This window comes from Acinetobacter piscicola (assembly GCF_002233755.1).
Classification (GTDB): Bacteria; Pseudomonadota; Gammaproteobacteria; order Pseudomonadales; family Moraxellaceae; genus Acinetobacter; species Acinetobacter piscicola.
On the sequence record NZ_NIFO01000001.1, the window covers coordinates 458096 to 475251 of the forward strand.

Annotated in this window: 13 protein-coding genes; 8 read left to right on the plus strand and 5 right to left on the minus strand. The window is 36.9% G+C overall.

From position 1 onward, the window contains the following. Window positions 1–11: 11 nt before the first annotated feature. Window positions 12–1031, minus strand: a complete 1020-nt coding sequence (locus CDA10_RS07060) for an AraC family transcriptional regulator (RefSeq protein WP_089604901.1) — start codon at window positions 1029–1031, stop codon at window positions 12–14. A 265-nt stretch (window positions 1032–1296) separates the two neighbouring features. Beyond that, entirely contained in the window at window positions 1297–2391 is a 1095-nt protein-coding gene (locus tag CDA10_RS07065; protein WP_089604902.1) for an OmpW/AlkL family protein, read from the minus strand. A 343-nt stretch (window positions 2392–2734) separates the two neighbouring features. On the opposite strand from CDA10_RS07065, the gene CDA10_RS07070 reads away from it, so the two are divergent. The 8 genes from CDA10_RS07070 (at window position 2735) to CDA10_RS07105 (ending at window position 13997) form a co-directional block, all read left to right on the plus strand. Beyond that, the gene (locus CDA10_RS07070) at window positions 2735–3325 is read left to right on the plus strand and encodes an RBBP9/YdeN family alpha/beta hydrolase (RefSeq protein ID WP_089604903.1); all 591 of its coding nucleotides are present in this window, start codon (window positions 2735–2737) and stop codon (window positions 3323–3325) included. 198 nt (window positions 3326–3523) lie between these two features. Beyond that, on the plus strand, window positions 3524–5383 hold the full coding sequence (locus CDA10_RS07075) for a DUF1302 domain-containing protein (RefSeq protein ID WP_089604904.1): 1860 nt from the start codon (window positions 3524–3526) through the stop codon (window positions 5381–5383). A 389-nt stretch (window positions 5384–5772) separates the two neighbouring features. Beyond that, entirely contained in the window at window positions 5773–6711 is a 939-nt protein-coding gene (locus tag CDA10_RS07080) for an alpha/beta hydrolase (RefSeq protein WP_089604905.1), read from the plus strand. 237 nt (window positions 6712–6948) lie between these two features. Next, entirely contained in the window at window positions 6949–8895 is a 1947-nt protein-coding gene (locus CDA10_RS07085; RefSeq protein ID WP_089604906.1) for an esterase/lipase family protein, read from the plus strand. Between the two features lie 362 nt (window positions 8896–9257). Continuing rightward, window positions 9258–9836: a YceI family protein gene (locus tag CDA10_RS07090; protein ID WP_089604907.1), complete on the plus strand. Its 579-nt coding sequence runs from the start codon at window positions 9258–9260 to the stop codon at window positions 9834–9836. A 351-nt stretch (window positions 9837–10187) separates the two neighbouring features. Next, window positions 10188–11720, plus strand: a complete 1533-nt coding sequence (locus CDA10_RS07095; RefSeq protein ID WP_089604908.1) for an MFS transporter — start codon at window positions 10188–10190, stop codon at window positions 11718–11720. 53 nt (window positions 11721–11773) lie between these two features. Continuing rightward, window positions 11774–12844, plus strand: coding sequence for an HlyD family secretion protein (locus CDA10_RS07100; protein ID WP_089604909.1), 1071 nt, complete (start codon window positions 11774–11776; stop codon window positions 12842–12844). 280 nt (window positions 12845–13124) lie between these two features. After that, window positions 13125–13997 carry a pirin family protein gene (locus CDA10_RS07105; protein ID WP_089604910.1) on the plus strand — a complete coding sequence of 291 codons (873 nt, stop codon included), beginning with the start codon at window positions 13125–13127 and terminating at the stop codon, window positions 13995–13997. A 163-nt stretch (window positions 13998–14160) separates the two neighbouring features. On the opposite strand, the gene pcaD is transcribed toward CDA10_RS07105, so the two are convergent. The 3 genes from pcaD to CDA10_RS07120 all read right to left on the minus strand — a co-directional run bounded on the left by pcaD (window position 14161) and on the right by CDA10_RS07120 (window position 17146). Next, entirely contained in the window at window positions 14161–14940 is a 780-nt protein-coding gene (gene pcaD / locus CDA10_RS07110; protein WP_089604911.1) for a 3-oxoadipate enol-lactonase, read from the minus strand. A gap of 162 nt (window positions 14941–15102) precedes the next feature. After that, complete coding sequence (pcaF, locus tag CDA10_RS07115; RefSeq protein ID WP_089605183.1) at window positions 15103–16308, minus strand: 3-oxoadipyl-CoA thiolase; 1206 nt, start codon at window positions 16306–16308, stop codon at window positions 15103–15105. 175 nt (window positions 16309–16483) lie between these two features. Next, the gene (locus CDA10_RS07120; protein WP_089604912.1) at window positions 16484–17146 is read right to left on the minus strand and encodes a 3-oxoacid CoA-transferase subunit B; all 663 of its coding nucleotides are present in this window, start codon (window positions 17144–17146) and stop codon (window positions 16484–16486) included. Between the last annotated feature and the right edge of the window lie 10 nt (window positions 17147–17156).

Here is a 17156-nt window from a genome sequence, read left to right on the forward strand (position 1 = left end):
AAATAACAATTTTATTGATCAAGCACTTTTTTATTGACATTACGCCATGTGGTTGGTGTCATACTAAACTGACTGATAAACCAACGAGTAAATGAGCTTGGCATAGAATAACCTAAAATATCAGAGACTTGTGCAAGTGAGTAATTGATATTTTTAAGATAACGAAGTACTAAACTACGTCTAACATCATTGATTAAATCGCTAAAACTGGTTTGAGATGCTTCTAAACGGCGTTGTAAAGTGCGTACATTCATACCATGCGTTTGTGCAATTTGATGAATTGTGGCGCGTCCCATAGGTAAAAGCAGATAAATACTTTTGCGTATTTCAAAAATAATAGAAGATTCATTTTTGTTTTGTAAGATATCAATATCGAGATAACGTTGTGCATGAGTCGCCATTGCGATATTGGCTTGTGGATTGGCTTTGTTAAACTCTGCTGCGGTACAAACAATACCGTTAAATTCACTACCAAACTCTAAAGAACACCCAAAAATACGTTGATGGACGGATGGATCATTGGGTGCATCATGCGTAAAATGTACACTTAAAGGACGCCATTTTTGTAATAATAGAGCAGCACAAAAACGATGGGTAATTCCAAGCGCCAACTCAATTGCTTGGCGACTATATACTGAAGATGCAGAGATAACTTCTAATCTAATAATGACTGTGTTATTCACTTCTTCAATATATATTTCGAGGGCATTATTAATTAAATTTCTATACCTAACAATAACTTGTAAAGCATCACGCAAAGTTTCTTGGTAACTTAGTAATAAACTCAACTCACCAAAATCTGAAAGTTGGCGTTGCTCAGCCATATGTAAACCAAATACTTCACAACCACTAAGTTGAGCTGATTTTTCTAACAGCTCTATTACTTTGTCTGCAGGAATTCGTTGTTTTAAGTCTTTTAAAAGCGTTTGGTTGAGCCCAACATTTGATAATAAATAGTAAGGATTGATGTTAAGTTGTTGACTAACATTCAAATAATTTTTCAAAACGGCTGCATGAGCAAGAGGTACCATTTTAAACTCCTTGTATCAAAACCGATCTTCCTGATCAGTACTTATTGATAACCAAAATATAAGATGCGGTATACATTTGACTATCGATATACAGCAATCTTCGCATGTATTTAGCTGTTTTGAATATACTACTTTTGCAAATGCTTTTTAATATATTAATATGCGAAATAGCTGATTTCTGTAAAGTATAGAAATCAGCTTTGAAATGATGTCCAGTTTTAAGTATTCAAATTGTGTTGATTACGCAATTTGAATACTATAAAAATTAGAAGCGATAACCCACACCGACATAAGTAACTAAAGGATCAAAATCAATTTTAGTCGTTGATTTGATCAATTGTGTACCTGTTGATGTATCGGTTACAGTAACCGTAGCCACATTATTAAAGTTTGGCATATAACTTAATGAACCTGTTGTAAACCAGCGTTCAGTCAAGTCGTATGTAAAGCCTGCAGTAAATACTGGAGCGAAGGCATCACTTGTTTTAACTTTAACTTCAGGCGTGGCTGTTGAACTCCCTTTGCCCCCATGAAGTGCTTCACCAGCACGATCATTTAAAATGTTGTCAATCATATAACCAGCTTGAACTAGATCTTCTCTGACACCACCATCAATTTTCAATTTATTGAAGTGTCCATAAACGATCCCTGCGCCAACAAATGGACGGAATTTATCTTTTCCTGATGTTCCAAAATGATATTTCACAGTAGCTGCAGGAGTCCAAGCGGTAACTTCGGCTACAGTACCATGTGCAGCAAGGTCAGTAATTAAGGTATCTTTAACCAGTTTTAAACCGTTTAAATATGTAGGGGGTGTTCCTTTTCCTGGGGTATTAGCAGTAGATGAAGCAACGGCTCTGATTTCTCCCACACCCTTAATGTCTACTTTAGGTGGAATACCGCCAACCAACTCTAAAGAAACATTATCGTTCGCAAAATAACTAAGGGTTAATCCTAAGGTATCAGTATCATCAACTTCCATCCCCCCAGAACTGGTATAGTCTGAAATGCCTGTGATGTCTGATTTAGAGCCTTTCATTAGGCTATCGGGGACTTTATAATTTGGGTCTTTTAAACTATTTTTAATGATTGAGTTTGTAAAAAGTGCTCCCATACCCTTCATATCTGAGACATTGGTTGCATAGTTAGCAATGTCTGTACCGAATAATGATCCGACTCCATAACTTCCATTTTCTTCAACACTAGTGGTTACATGAGTGGAATTGGCTTTCCCTTGAGGCATGACATGCATCCATCCAGCACTTACTGCCCAACGTTTATAATTTGTAGAATCCGCATAAGCTAAATTTACAGACAATAGGCATGCCACAGGCAGCACTATTTTACAAATTTGACTCATTTTACTTTCCTTATCGTTTAATTTTTTATGGTTTCAGCGGATCCTTTCTGAAACACGGGCACATTATTCAAAGAGAAACGATATAAATCAACTAAAAAATATTTAAAGTACAAGTGTATATATTTATTTTATTCAAAAGTTTAAATTATTTAATTTAAATTAAATCAACACTTTATTTTTATATTTTTGAAATCATGAGTATCGTTGTATTCAAGCCAATCTGTCATCAAATGAAAAGTACCTGTCACCTAATGTGTATTATCTAAAAGATCTGTTCTTTATTGTGTGTATGTCATTTATGCAATTCATCACACTTAAAGTGCTATTTAGTTTAGGTATAGACATGGAAAAAATACGGACAAAAGCAACAGTTTTAATCATCCCGGGCTTACGAGATCATGTGGCCGATCATTGGCAAACTTTATTACAAGCACGATTGATGAATGTACATTCTGTTCCAGCATTGGAAACGGACAAACTCAATTGTGAAAAAAGAGTAACTGCGATCCAAGCGCAATTAGAAAAAATACAAGGCCCCGTGATTATCGTCGCACATAGTGCAGGTGTATTGATGACTTTACATTGGGCAGCTAAGTATCAACATGATATTCAAGGGGCATTGTTGGTTACTCCACCAGATTTAACACAAAATTGGCCAGAAAATTACCCAAGTGCTGACACGCTTCGCAAAGAAGGCTGGGCGCCTTTACCGAATCAAAAATTACCTTTTCCGAGTATTGTTGTTGCAAGTAGCAATGATCACTTGGCTCGTTATACCGCTGTTGAAGAGATGGCAAAAAACTGGGGTAGTCAATTGGTCAATCTAGGTGATGTGGGGCATATGAATCCCGCAGCAGGCTTTGGGCTTTGGACACAAGCTGAGCAATTTATTCAACAACTTGATTTAGTTGATGAGCACGTTTTGTTAGCTTAAAACGCGTAAAAAATCAGTTTGAATATCCAGTTAAATCTTGGTTTAAAAATGATTGAACGATTTAAAAAAAGCTTCTAAAAAAAAGCTTCTATTCTAATAGTTCAGCAGCTCATGCTGTAAATAAAACAATTACAGAATAATTCAATGTCTACGCAGTCAAGAAGATTGCTAGTGAAATCATTGCGATATGGAGATCGTATGGTCAATAAGTATATATATTTAGTCGATGCTAAAGGCAAAACCAAAAACAAAACTAGGAATCACATTATTTTTATTCCAAAGCTTGGTGTTTTGTTGATTGCTTTTTTGACAATGACGGAAGCCTCAGCAGCTAGTTTTGATATAAATGATCAGTGGAAATTTGAGACCAATTCAACGATCAGTTTAGGTCAAAGTTGGAGTACCCAAGATCCATCAGCCGCACTACTTTATCGTCCCGATGCTTATAGTATTGGTAAAAATGGTGCGAGTGTTGATATTAATGGTGATGATGGGCGAGCAAACTTTAGTCAAGGTGATGCAATCTCGCAAATTGTCAAAGGCTATACCGAGTTTAAGTTGAATGGAAAGCAACAAGGGGCGGTATTGAGTGGCAAATATTGGTATGACCATGCTTATGAGACAGGACATGGCGATTTAAAAGCATTTGATGATTCAGCATGGCCGAAACTTGCAAAATTCAAAGGTATAGATCTTTGGGATGCTTATATTTGGAAGAATTCGACCTTTGATAATGGGCAATCTTTCAATTTTAAATTGGGTAAACATAGCTTTAATTGGGGGAAATCACAGTTCTTCCAAAATGGTTTGAATTCTATTAATGCTTTTGACCATGCTGCGATGAATAGACCGGGTGGTGACCCTAGAGAGAAAATGATTCCTGTCGAAATGTTTTCTTTTTCAGCAGGATTGAATAAAAACTTGAAACTTGAAGGTTTTTATCAGTTTAAATTTAGACCTTCTGTTTATGATGGTTGCGGAACTTTTTTTGCAGCAACTGATTTTGTTCCAGAAAATTGTGGCCCGATTTTGATTACATTGGCACCGGGCGACAAATTGTCTGAAACCGCATTAAAGCAACAAACTTATATTCCACGTTCTGCAAGTCATATGGCAAAAGATAATGGTCAATATGGTGTGTCTTTAAAACAAACTTTGCCCAGTTTAAATAACGCTGAACTTGGTGTGTATTTTGCAAATTACCACAGTCGAAATCCAAATTTTGATGCATATAGTGTCACAGCACCAGGTATGCAAAACTTTAAAACAGCACACTTTTATTCTGTCTATGCAGAAGATATCAAAATGTATGGATTAAGTTTGACTGGAAAAGTAGGCAATACCACTATTTTTAGTGAATTAAATTATAAGCCAAATCAACCGCTACAATTTAATGGTACAGATACTGTTTATGCACAAGTCCTCGATAAGAATACTCCACTGACTCCACCTGGTGAATCTTTTGGACTTGGGGAATACATCAATGCATATAAAAGATTGCCCGTCACTCAGTTCTCAATCGGTGCGAGTAGTAGTATTCCCAATATTTTGGGGGCAAGTAGTTTAAATTGGTCGGCTGAGGCTGCTGTAAATCATATTGCTGAAATTGGTGATTATCGTTTTGGTCGAGTAGGTCCGTTTGGTCGTAGTGAGCTTTCTAGTGGGGCGTATAATCCTGAAACAGGTGATTTTAAATGTACACCATACGGAACGGCACATCTTTCAAATGACGAAATTGACAGGTTGAATAAACGGTTTTGTAATGACGAAGGCTTTTTTAGTGAATGGTCATTCGGTTATAGAATGCGTGGTGCATTGAATTATCAAGATGTTCTACCTGCAACAGTCATTACGCCAAGTCTGACGTTCCGCCATGATGTTTATGGTTTTAGTCAAAATTTCCAAGAAGGGCAAATGAGTATTGGTGCTGCATTATCAGCAACTTATCAGAAAAAATATACAACGGAACTGGCGTATTATAGCTTTTTTGGTTCAAATGATTTTAGCGTATTAGATGATAGAGATTTTGCATCATTATCATTTAGAGCAAATTTTTAATCGATTCAAAATCTTATAAAAGGCATTGATTTGTTATGTATGAATAGATCAATGTCTTTTCGAGTTTAATTAAATACAGATCATTTATTAAAGGTCGCTATTCTCTTTATTCATTAGATTTGAATTATTTTAGTCATATACAAATTTTCAGTACATTGGTGCTGTTTTCATGACAAATGGTCTTGCTGAAATGAATAAAAATGACGTAAAAGAATAATGAAAAACGTATTTTAGAAGTTGTAATGATTGTTTTTGATACTGAATTGATCAGTTAGAATATTCAAATAATCAAGATTATTAAAACTATAAATATTGAATTTTATCATAAGTATAGCCTATTGAATTACTCATTGTCTTTGCTCTATTTGTGATAAACAAGGAGAATTTTCTTGAATTTTTTACTTCATCCACAAGCACAACCAATCATCGATACTTTTTTAGCAAATGGCGGAAAGTCATTTGAAAAAATAGGGGAAATTTCAACGCTGCGCGCTATGTATGAAAATAATTGTCGTTTAGCGATAATGCAAGGTTTAGCACATATTCAATCATTTGATATTTCAGACTATATTGAAAATGAACCGATCAAACTACGTATTTATGATCAGCAAATTGATAGCGAGCTACTGAGACCTACGATACTGTTTATTCATGGTGGCGGTTGGGTGATGGGAAACCTCAATAGTCATGACTCTATATGTCGTAAACTAGCAGAAATCGCCGCCGTACGTGTGATTGCTGTAGATTATCGTTTGGCGCCTGAAGTGAAATTTCCAGTACCCTTGGAAGATTGTCAACGAGCACTTCAGTATATTATTGATCATCAAGATGAATTATCTGTAGATCCAACTCGTATGGTTGTTGTCGGAGACAGTGCTGGGGGAAATTTAGCAGGGCATATAGGACAAAATTTCTTTCAACGTTATGGCTATGCATTAAAAGCACAAGTTTTACTGTATCCAGTGATTGCTTATCTGCCTGAATCTGAAAGTTATCAGACCTATCAAACAGGTTTTCCTTTGGTTGCAAGTACGATGCATTGGTTTTTTGAGCAATTATTTAGTACATGCCAACAACATTCTCAGATTTCATTGTTTGAACAACCTTTTATTGCTCATAACGGCGATATTTTTTTACTGACATTAGAACATGATCCTTTACGTGATGAAGCATTGTTGTATTTAGATAAAGCCGTTAAGAATGGTTTAAATGTTGAATATCATCATTTAAAAGGCTTGATGCATGGTGTTTTTGCAATTGCAGGTAAGTTGCCCGTGGCTGAGCAATATTTAGCGTTAGTTGGCAAATATATTGCAAAACGAATTTGAATTGTAAATGTGTTTTTCTACATCAGAATGGATAATAATTAAAAATACATCTAAGTCGATTAGACACAACAAATATTTCGTAAAATGATTTTTAGTAAGCCATCATTTATTGATTTTGCGATTGCATAAAGATAGAAAACTCGATTACATTACTTTGAATTAGTTTAATTTAATTGTTTTAGTCATTCATCGCGGTATCGCTTTTTTAGTCCTCAAAATATCTTGAAGAGTTTTAGCATGATCAAACGATCGAAGATCAATAAACGATTTTTAGTGATTGTTATGCCTTTATTATTGGTAGGATGCCAATTGGTTAAGCTGCAAGAACAAAAAATGAGTTCAGAGTTATCCAATAATATTGAAACAGTGCTCACCAGTTCAAATCTCAGTAGTCAAACAAATAGTTTATTGCTTTTAATCGACAATAGTCAGTCGGATTGTTTAACGTCACCTGATCGCTGTATTTCTAAATTAAATGAATATCAATATCTTGATCGTTCAGAGCTTTATTCCTCTGCCAGTGAATTATACCTAGCGAGTGCAATGAAGCTAGAACATTCCTCACAATGTGATCATGCTTTAAAAAATGGATTTGTCGATCAAGACAAGAATAACAAGGCACAAATCTGTGCTGATCAAGCGCTTTATATGTTGGATAAAAGTATCCGCTATAGCTATATGTATTTATTTAAAACCGAAGACAGTCCGCAATCTCGTGTATTTAGTATCCGTCAATCACAAGTCAGAACATTTTATAATTATGCTTTATCACGGTTAATGACTTTACAATATTTAAAAAGTCATTTTGAACAGATTCCTACAGATTTTTCAATTGGACAAAATAAATATTCATCTGATTTTCAATATTATCCAGCTTTGGAAAGCTTGAAGATGGAGCATTTTAAGTCAAGTTATAATATGAAGTTTAAAGGCTTGCAGAGAATTAACCGCCGTGATGGTTTTGGTGCTGAATTTGTCGTTGTTCGAAATAGTAAACCGATTAATAAGTCAAAAGAATTTATTTTCAATCCTGAAGAGTATTATAAAAATGCCGAAGATTGGAATATTTATGCCGCCAAATATTTACCTATTACAGTCATTGCAGAACCCGTTAATTTTGATGAGCAACACGTATTAACTGCGCCATTTCTCATCCGTTTTTTTGACCCTTATCAGGAAGAAAGTGCGACTGTTGATGGAGAGCAGTTTAAAATTTCGGGTAACTTTTCTGTACCTTATGGATTGTGGTTAGCTGAAAATAATTTCGGTGCTTTGGGCTATAAAAAAATATTAAATATGGGGAAAAGCTCTGCTATGCCTCATTTGTTTCTGATTGAACCTTATCAACCCAATAAAAAAGTCATTGTATTGATACATGGTTTAGCCAGTAGTCCAGAAGCATGGGTCGATTTAACCAATAATATTATGGGAGATAAAGTATTAAGAGACCATTACCAAGTTTGGCAAGTTTTTTATTCAACCAATATGCCGATTTGGGAAAGCCGTTATCAGATTAATGCTTTATTGAAACAAGCTTTTAGTCAAACCATTCCAAACTCAGTATCATCACAAGATGCTGTGTTGATTGGGCATAGCATGGGTGGTGTGATCAGTCGACTTTTATTAAGCCAAGCGGATGTTCGAGCCAATGTTATTCCACTTTTGAGTGATGATGAACGTAAGTTTATTTATAAATATCCAAGCATTATGGATCGTTTTCAATTTGAACCCATTCCTAATTTTAGTAGAGCTGTGTTTATTGCATCGCCACATCGAGGGACAGCTTTCGCAGATCGTTGGTTTACACAATCAATCCGCAGAATGATTAGCTTACCGGGTGATTTTTTTGAGTCATTAAAAGCAGGAAATTTAATTCAAAAAACCAGTCAGGCTGTTAAATTAGGTGTCGCAACGATCGGACCTAGTGATTTAAGTGACCAATCTATTTTTATGAAGATGACAGGTGATATACAACCCAAAGAGGGTTTGAATTATCACTCAATTATGGGGAATACAAGTACCAGTCAAAATACTGAAATGATGACAGATGGAATTGTGCCTTATAAAAGCTCACATTTGGATTTAGCAAAGTCTGAAAAAATAATCAAAGGGGGACATTCAATTCAAGAAACTCCTGAGGCTGTACACGAACTACAACGGATTTTACATGAGCATCTTCAATAGCCAACAATAAAAATGCCGTACTATTTCATCAATGATTGAGTGGTAGATTAAAGAGAATGCTGTAAACAATGGGCAAAACTTTTGTCTTTGGTCGTGTTTGATTTAACAAAAGTTTGATGTGAAGCATAAGTTATTTATTTGTCATATTTATAGGACAATGTTAATCATTTTAAGGTCTTTATCCGTTCTGTATGAATGATTAACATGGAGTTAATCAACCAAATTCAGTTTTATCCATGTTGATTCATGGGCAAATTAAGCATCAATGCCGCTTAATTTAGACTCAAGAAAGCTATGATTGGTATGGTGAACTGAATAGATTTCAAATTGAAGAGCATCAAGCTCTAGAAGGCTTTAATAAGATGAAACTCAAAAATTTTGCTATTGGTTTAAGTTTATTGACGATTTCAGGCTTGGTTTCAGCAGAAATGGTCAGTTATAAAATTGATCCAACCCATACAGCAACTGTATTTACATGGAACCATTTAGGTTTTTCTACACCAAGTGCTAACTTTTCAGATATTCAAGGGACGATTCAAGTTGATAATGCTGATCCTGCAAAGTCTTCCGTAAGCGTAACAATCCCTGTAAAAAGTTTGAATACCAACGTTCCAGTGTTAGATACTAAACTTCAAGAAAGTGATTGGTTTAATACTGCAAAATATCCAAATATCAGCTTTCAAAGCACTAAAGTTGAAACAACCGACAAAAAGACATTTAAGATCTCAGGCAATTTGACCGTCAAAGGTGTTACTAAACCAGTGGTATTAGATGCTGTGTTAAATAATCAAGCACAACACCCGATGTTAAAAGTACCTGCAATTGGTTTTAATGCTTCGACAACCATCAAGCGATCTGATTTTGATATTGCAGCTTACGTGCCTGCGGTGAGTGACACGATTGATATTCAGATTACAACGGAAGCATTAGCTGTTAAATAGATTGCAGAGATGATGAAAGTATGGAGCTGAGTTGCCACGCCAACGGGTGTGAATAAAATCATTGATCAGCTCCTATTTTCAAACATTCTAAATAGCATTGTAATATTGACAGTAAACATCTTGAATCATTCAACTTTTTGATCATACAGTAGGTATCGCTGTTTAAAAATTCTACCGATCTTTGGGTTATACAATTCAAATATTCGGTATTTAATACAAACAGCAAACTGTGATAAAAATTTAGAAAACTGAATGAAGAGGTGATGGTTTTATAGATCGTCTAATAATTCACTTTATAGATAGCTTTATAAAATTGATCATTCTATTTATTTGTCCATCAAGAGAATTTCTATGCTTGATCAGGCGTCAATTCAAAGATTAACCAGTATGTCTGTTGCGGCATTCGGCGCAGCGATTAGTAGTACCTTTCCTCTGTCTGTGATTTTTGCACAGCAAGACATCGCAGGCGCTTTTTCTGTGACCTCACAAGATGTTGGCTGGGTCGTGACGCTATACAATGTTGGGCAAATCCTAGGTTTACCAATTGCATTTCTATTTTCGGGTGTATTAGGACGTAGACGTGCAATGATGACTGCGGGAATTGGTTATGTCCTCAGTTCTTTACTTATCGTGATCATTAATAATTTTGCCACAATGATGATTCTCAGGATTTTTCAAGGTGCTTTTGCGGGCATGTTGCCAATTCTGATGTTTATTATTCTTTTTTCTACGCATCCCGCAGGTATCATTCGGACACGCGGGTTGACCTATTTTGCCACTGCAACAGCGATCGGCGTCGGAATTTCAGCTTGGTTTGGTAGTTTGTTTCTATATAACGAAAATTGGCGTTTGTTATTTATCGTTCCTGCACTCGGCATTATTGTTTATGTGGTCATGGCACATTTTTTGTTTCGTGATGATCCGATTAAACCAGAAGTATTTAAACTATTTGATTGGTCAGGATACATCATCATTTCAATGAGTTTGACCTGTTTGGTGATTTTCGTTTCTGAAGGTGAACGTCATTTTTGGTTTGAATCTTGGTGGATTACTGCTTGTTTGATTAATGCAATTTTGTTTTTTATCTTTGCTATATATCACTTTATTCAACATGACCAAGCTCTTTTAAAGAAATCTATATTTTATAAACCTTTTACGTATGGTCTTATTTTTCAAATTATTTTTCGTTTTGGCTCACTCTTTATTATTTGGATTATTCCTCAATTTCTGATTCAACTTGCAGGTTTCAGAATCGAGCAAATTGCCGAAGTATTATGGCCGTTTACTGTAGGTACGCTGATTGGTTTAGCGGCGGCTTATATGTTAAGTCCTCGTGTGGATCAACGAATTGTCATGTCTATTGCATTGGCTATTTTGGCCTTTACGTCACTCTATTGTAGTTATGCAACGTCGAAGTGGGCTATTGATGACTTTTTACTGCCTATTTTTATTGCAGGGCTTGGGCAAGGGCTTTTTTCTTTAGCAACGTTGCATTTGGTTTTATATGACATTTTGCCTGTAGAAGGGCCTACATGTGGCATTGGTTTTAACTATGCACGGGTTTTAGGTCTGACTGGCGGAATTGGTGTTTTAAGTCATTTTATCAATGAACGGGAAAAGCTGCACTCAGCAATGCTTGGTGAAAATGTTCATTTACAGAGTGAAGAAACGTTATCTACATTAAGTACGATACAAGGTTCGTTGAGTCGGTTTTTTTCTGATCAAGGCAGTCTCGATGCAGTGAGTTATGCTCAGTTGAGCCAGCATATTAAAACTCAGGCTTTTGTATTGTCTTATAACGATGCTTTCTTATTGGTTTTTATCACTCTTTTTATCGCGTCAGCTTGTGTATGGATTTTTCCACACAGTAAGGCTATTCACTAGGTATTTTCATACGTTGAATATTTCTTCATTATCACTGGAGTCGAGTTTAAACAATGACTGAATCTAAAAAATTAGTTCGTCCTTGGATGCGAGTCATCATTGCCTTTGTTTTGATGATGGGCATTCTGAGCTTGGTGTTTTACATTTATAATTATTGGAGTGTGAATAGCCAAACGCAGACTTCAGATAATGCTTATGTTAAAGGTGATTTAAGTTACATTACCAGTAAAGTCAGTGGCTATGTTTTAAAAGTTAATGTGGTTGATAATCAAAAGGTTAAAGCAGGGCAGGTGCTGGCAGAAATTGATCAAACAGATTATTTGTCTGCTGTCGATCAGGCTAAAGCAAAGATTGCTGAAATTGAAGCTTCACAACACGAGCTTGAAGAAAAAATTAAATTAGCCAAAGAACAAATCAATATTAGTAAGGCTGAAATTGTCGCAGCAGAAGCAACGCAACGCCGTGCAAATAATTACTTAAAACGGACTGAAGATCTGGTGGATATTGGTGGCATTAGTAAGAGTGAGTTTGACAAAGCGATAGAGGATCAAGCTGGCCAAACGGCCAATTTAAATGTTGCTAAAGTGAAAATTCGTGAGTCTGAACAAAGCATTCATGTGTTAGAAGCTCAACGTGCAACATTAAAAGCGGCATTATCTGCGGCTTATGCGAATTTAACGCAAACGGAAAATAATCTGAAAGCAACTCAATTGCTTGCTCCACGTGATGGCACAATTGTCTCACGTAAAGTACGTGAGGGAGAATATATCACTGCGGCTAAAAGTTTGATGGTGGTTGCTCCATCTACGAATCTCTGGATTGAAGCGAATTTAAAAGAAACTCAACTCTCAAAACTTGCTCCAGGTGACAAGGTTTATTTCTCTGTAGATGCTATTCCAAGTAAAAAATTCTGTGGTACGTTGGAGAGTATTTCGAGAAGTAGTGGATCTGATTTAGCCTTACTCCCTGCAGATAATGCAACAGGTAACTTCACCAAAATCGTCCGTCGTTTTCCTGTGAAAATTATTTTTGATTCTCAACAAAAAGGGATAGAAAATTTGGCGATTGGTATGTCCGTTATTGTCGATTTAAAAGCCAATACACAAGCTAAAACATGCAAATAATCAAGTTTTTATATTTATATAGTTGATGTGTGAATCATTTTCAGTTGAACCATAATTATAGAAATAATTATGGTGTAAGAGTTTGATTATTCTTTTAAATTTTAGCTTTTAAGCCGTTAAGTTGACTATGTTTTTAAATGTGTATAAGGATTGTATTTGAGAAAACAAGTCAGGTATTGTTCTATGTATGGAAAGCTGTTTATCGTGTAGAGTATTTATTAACACAACTTAAAAAACTAAAATAAACCTATGTTAACTCCGATCAAGGAGGAGGATTTAAATGAAGAATATTGTAGGTGTATATCGTAACCCACATAGTCATTGGGTTGGTGATGGATTTCCAGTAAAAGGTTTATTTTCATATGATCGGTTTGACCAAGCGACGAGTCCTTTTCTATTGCTTGATTATGCAGCACCGTATCATTTTGAACCGACAACAGCGCAATTAGGTGTAGGTTCTCATCCGCATCGTGGTTTTGAAACCGTAACCATTGCCTATAAAGGCGAGGTAGAGCATAAAGATTCAAGTGGTGGTGGCGGTACGATTAAAACAGGTGATGTACAGTGGATGACAGCTGGAGCTGGCTTGGTGCATGAAGAGTTTCATTCAAAAGAATTCGCCCAAACAGGTGGATTATTTGAAATGGTACAACTTTGGGTCAATTTACCTGCGAAGGATAAAATGACACCACCTAAATACCAAGCTATCGAAGCTAAAGATATCCCTATGCTTGAATTAGAAGATGGCGCTGGTCATATTCGTGTGATTGCAGGTCAATATCTTGATCTTACTGGCCCAGCATTTACATTTAGTCCTGTGAATGTTTGGGATGGCGAACTCAAAGCAACCCATAAAAAAGTGTTCAGTGTTCCTGCTGATCACAATTCAATGATCATTATGCTTTCGGGTAAAGCCATGTTGAATGGTACAAAAGAGATTACTGATAATTCGATGATTTTGTTAGAACGAGATGGTCAGACTGATTTTGAATTCGAAGCATTAGAAGATGCACGTTTTCTTATTCTTTCAGGGCAACCATTGAATGAAACAATCGAAGGCTATGGTCCTTTTGTGATGAACAAACGTGAAGAAATTGAACAAGCAATTGATGATTTCAATAGTGGAAAATTCGGTAAGATCCCTGTGTCATAAGCGTATTTATGCTAAATAGTGATTTATGAATATAAATAACCCCGCCAAATTTGGTGGGGTTATTTGTTTAAACAATAAGTATTCGCGCAATAAATAAGACCTCAGTGCTATCAAATTTTATTCAGCTCTTTGTAGCGATTTATCGTGAGTATATTTCTAAAGATTACTGAGCTAAAAAGTGTACTAAAGCTTGATTAAATTCTTCAGGCTTTTCTACATTGGAAATATGCGAAGCATCTATTTCCACAAGTTGAGCATTTGCAATTCGATCAAGCATATATTGACCATCAATTACAGTCGTTACAGGATCTTTTTGTCCTGCAATGATCAATACAGGCACAGTAATTTGACTGAGTTGATCTCGTAAGTCCGCTTTAGCCAAAGCCTCACAACAACTTGCATAACCCTCTGCGCTGCTAGCTGCTAAGTCGTTACTTAAGGACGCTACAATTGTTGCTTGGCTTTGGATAAAGGGTTCGGTAAACCAGCGTAGTGCTGCTGTTTCTGCGATAGGTTTTAAGCCTTGCTCTCGGACTAATTGAGCACGATCAAGCCAAGCCTGTTCTTGACCAATTTTTGCCGCAGTGTTGCAGACTACAACATGATGAAAACGCTCAGGTCTATAAATCGCTAACCATTGTCCAGTGAGACCACCCATAGAAATTCCGCAGAAATCTGCCTTTTGAATCTTCAAATGATCCAATAAATTCACGACATCTTGACCCAACTGGTCAATGCTATATGGCCCTTGTGGTGTAGAAGATTGTCCATGACCACGAGTGTCATAACAAATCACAAAATGATCTTTTTGAAAATGATCAATCTGCGCTTGCCACATATTCAACTTTGTACCTAATGAATTTGAAAAAATAAGAGCAGGTTTTGAACTGTCACCAAAAGTTTGATAATTGATGATGGCATCGTTAGAAGTAAATGTTGGCATTCTATTTTCCTTACAATTTTTCTTCACAAATTAAGGCAGGTTGATCATGAATTTCCTCTTATAACAAAGAGGAAATCATTCATCGTTTAATAAAGTTAATCGTTAAAGCTATTTTCTACGTCTATAAAGAAAATAGCTAAATAGCCTAAGCAATATGAAAATTTAAACCCGTTGAATAATCAGCGCAATCCCTTGTCCGACGCCAATACACATTGAGCATAGGGCATAAGTGCCGCCTGTTTGTTCCAATTGGTTTAAAGCTGTTGTGACTAAACGTGCGCCTGATGCGCCAAGAGGATGACCAATCGCAATTGCTCCACCATTTGGATTCACTTGAGTCGTATCATCCGCTAGACCTAAGTCACGCGTCACAGCTAAAGCCTGTGCTGCAAAAGCTTCATTTAGCTCAATTACATCCATTTGTTCTAAAGTGAGATTGGCTTGTTTCAATAGTTTTTTAATCGCAGGTGCAGGAGCGAAACCCATGATACGTGGTTCAACACCGACCGCTGTTGAGGCGATGATTTTGGCACGTGGTTTTAACTGGTATTGCTTAACTGCTTGCTCTGATGCAATCAACACAGCAGCTGCACCGTCATTGATCCCTGAAGCATTGCCCGCAGTTACAGTTCCATCTGCTTTAACTACACCTTTGAGTTTATTTAACTCCTCTAAAGTGGTCGAAGCGCGTGGATGTTCATCGGTATCGACCACAACAGGATCACCTTTACGTTGTGGAATTGAAACAGGAGTGATCTCATGTTTAAAAAAGCCCTGAACTTGTGCAGTAGCCGTACGCTGTTGGCTACTCAGGGCAAACTTATCCTGATCTTCACGGTTAATATTAAATTGCTCAGCTACATTTTCAGCCGTCTGAGGCATGGTATCCACACCGTACATCGCTTTCAGGGTTGGATTGATGAAACGCCAGCCCATGGTGGTGTCTTCAATCTTTTGACTACGACTAAAAGCAGTGTCAGCTTTACCCATTACAAATGGAGCACGTGACATGCTTTCCACACCACCTGCAATAATCAGATCCGCTTCACCTGCTTTAATTGCACGTGCTGCCATGGCAATAGCATCTAATGATGAACCACATAGGCGATTGACTGTAGTGGCAGGGACTTCGACAGGCAGGCCAGCAAGTAGTGCTGACATACGCCCTACATTACGGTTATCTTCACCCGCTTGGTTGGCACAGCCGTAGATCACATCATCGATTTGTTTCCAATCAATTGTTGGATTACGTTCAATTAAGGCTTTGATTGGCAATGCACCCAAGTCATCTGCACGAACTGAGGCGAGTCCTCCTGCATAGCGTCCGAAAGGGGTACGAATGGCATCGATAATATAAGCGGTTTTCATTTTTAAATTTTCCATTTTCTACCTCCCTATATCCCTCCTGAAAGGAGGGACTCGCGTGAAATAGTTTTGGGTTAAAGCCATGATTTACTTTGATCGACTCTTACTTAAACATTCATCAAAATTAATAAGTAATGAAAGTTTCCCTCCTCTTAGGAGGGATGAAGGGAGGTCATATTTATTCAAAAAAAGTTTGCGTCGCATCAATCAAGGTTGCACCCGTCATCGACTGCAATTCTGCGAAGCTCAAGCCATCAACTTTTTCAATCACTTTTAATCCATCCGCAGTGACATCAATCACGCACAGATCCGTATAGATACGATCTACACATTTTTTACCTGTAACTGGATAGGTCAGTTCAGCCACAATTTTTGGCTCACCTTGTTTAGTGACATGATCGGTGGTGATGAAGACTTTTTTTGCACCGACTGCCAAATCCATCGCCCCACCAACCGCAGGAATAGCATCTGGAGCACCCGTATGCCAATTGGCCAAATCACCATTTTCTGCAACTTGAAATGCACCAAGCACAGCAATATCTAGATGACCACCACGCATCATGGCGAAAGAATCACCATGATGGAAAAATGAGCCACCTGTAAGCATTGTGACAAACTCTTTGCCTGCATTGATCAGTTCAGGATCTTCTTCACCTTTAGCAGGTGGTGGGCCAAATGCGAGTAAACCATTTTCAGAATGTAAAAAAACATCTTTGTCTGATGGTAAATAATTCGAAATTTTAGTCGGGAGACCAATACCTAAATTGACATAAGCACCGTCTGGAATATCTTGTGCAACACGTTCTGCAATTTGGTCTCGAGTTAGTTTTGTATAGCTCATCTTATTCTCC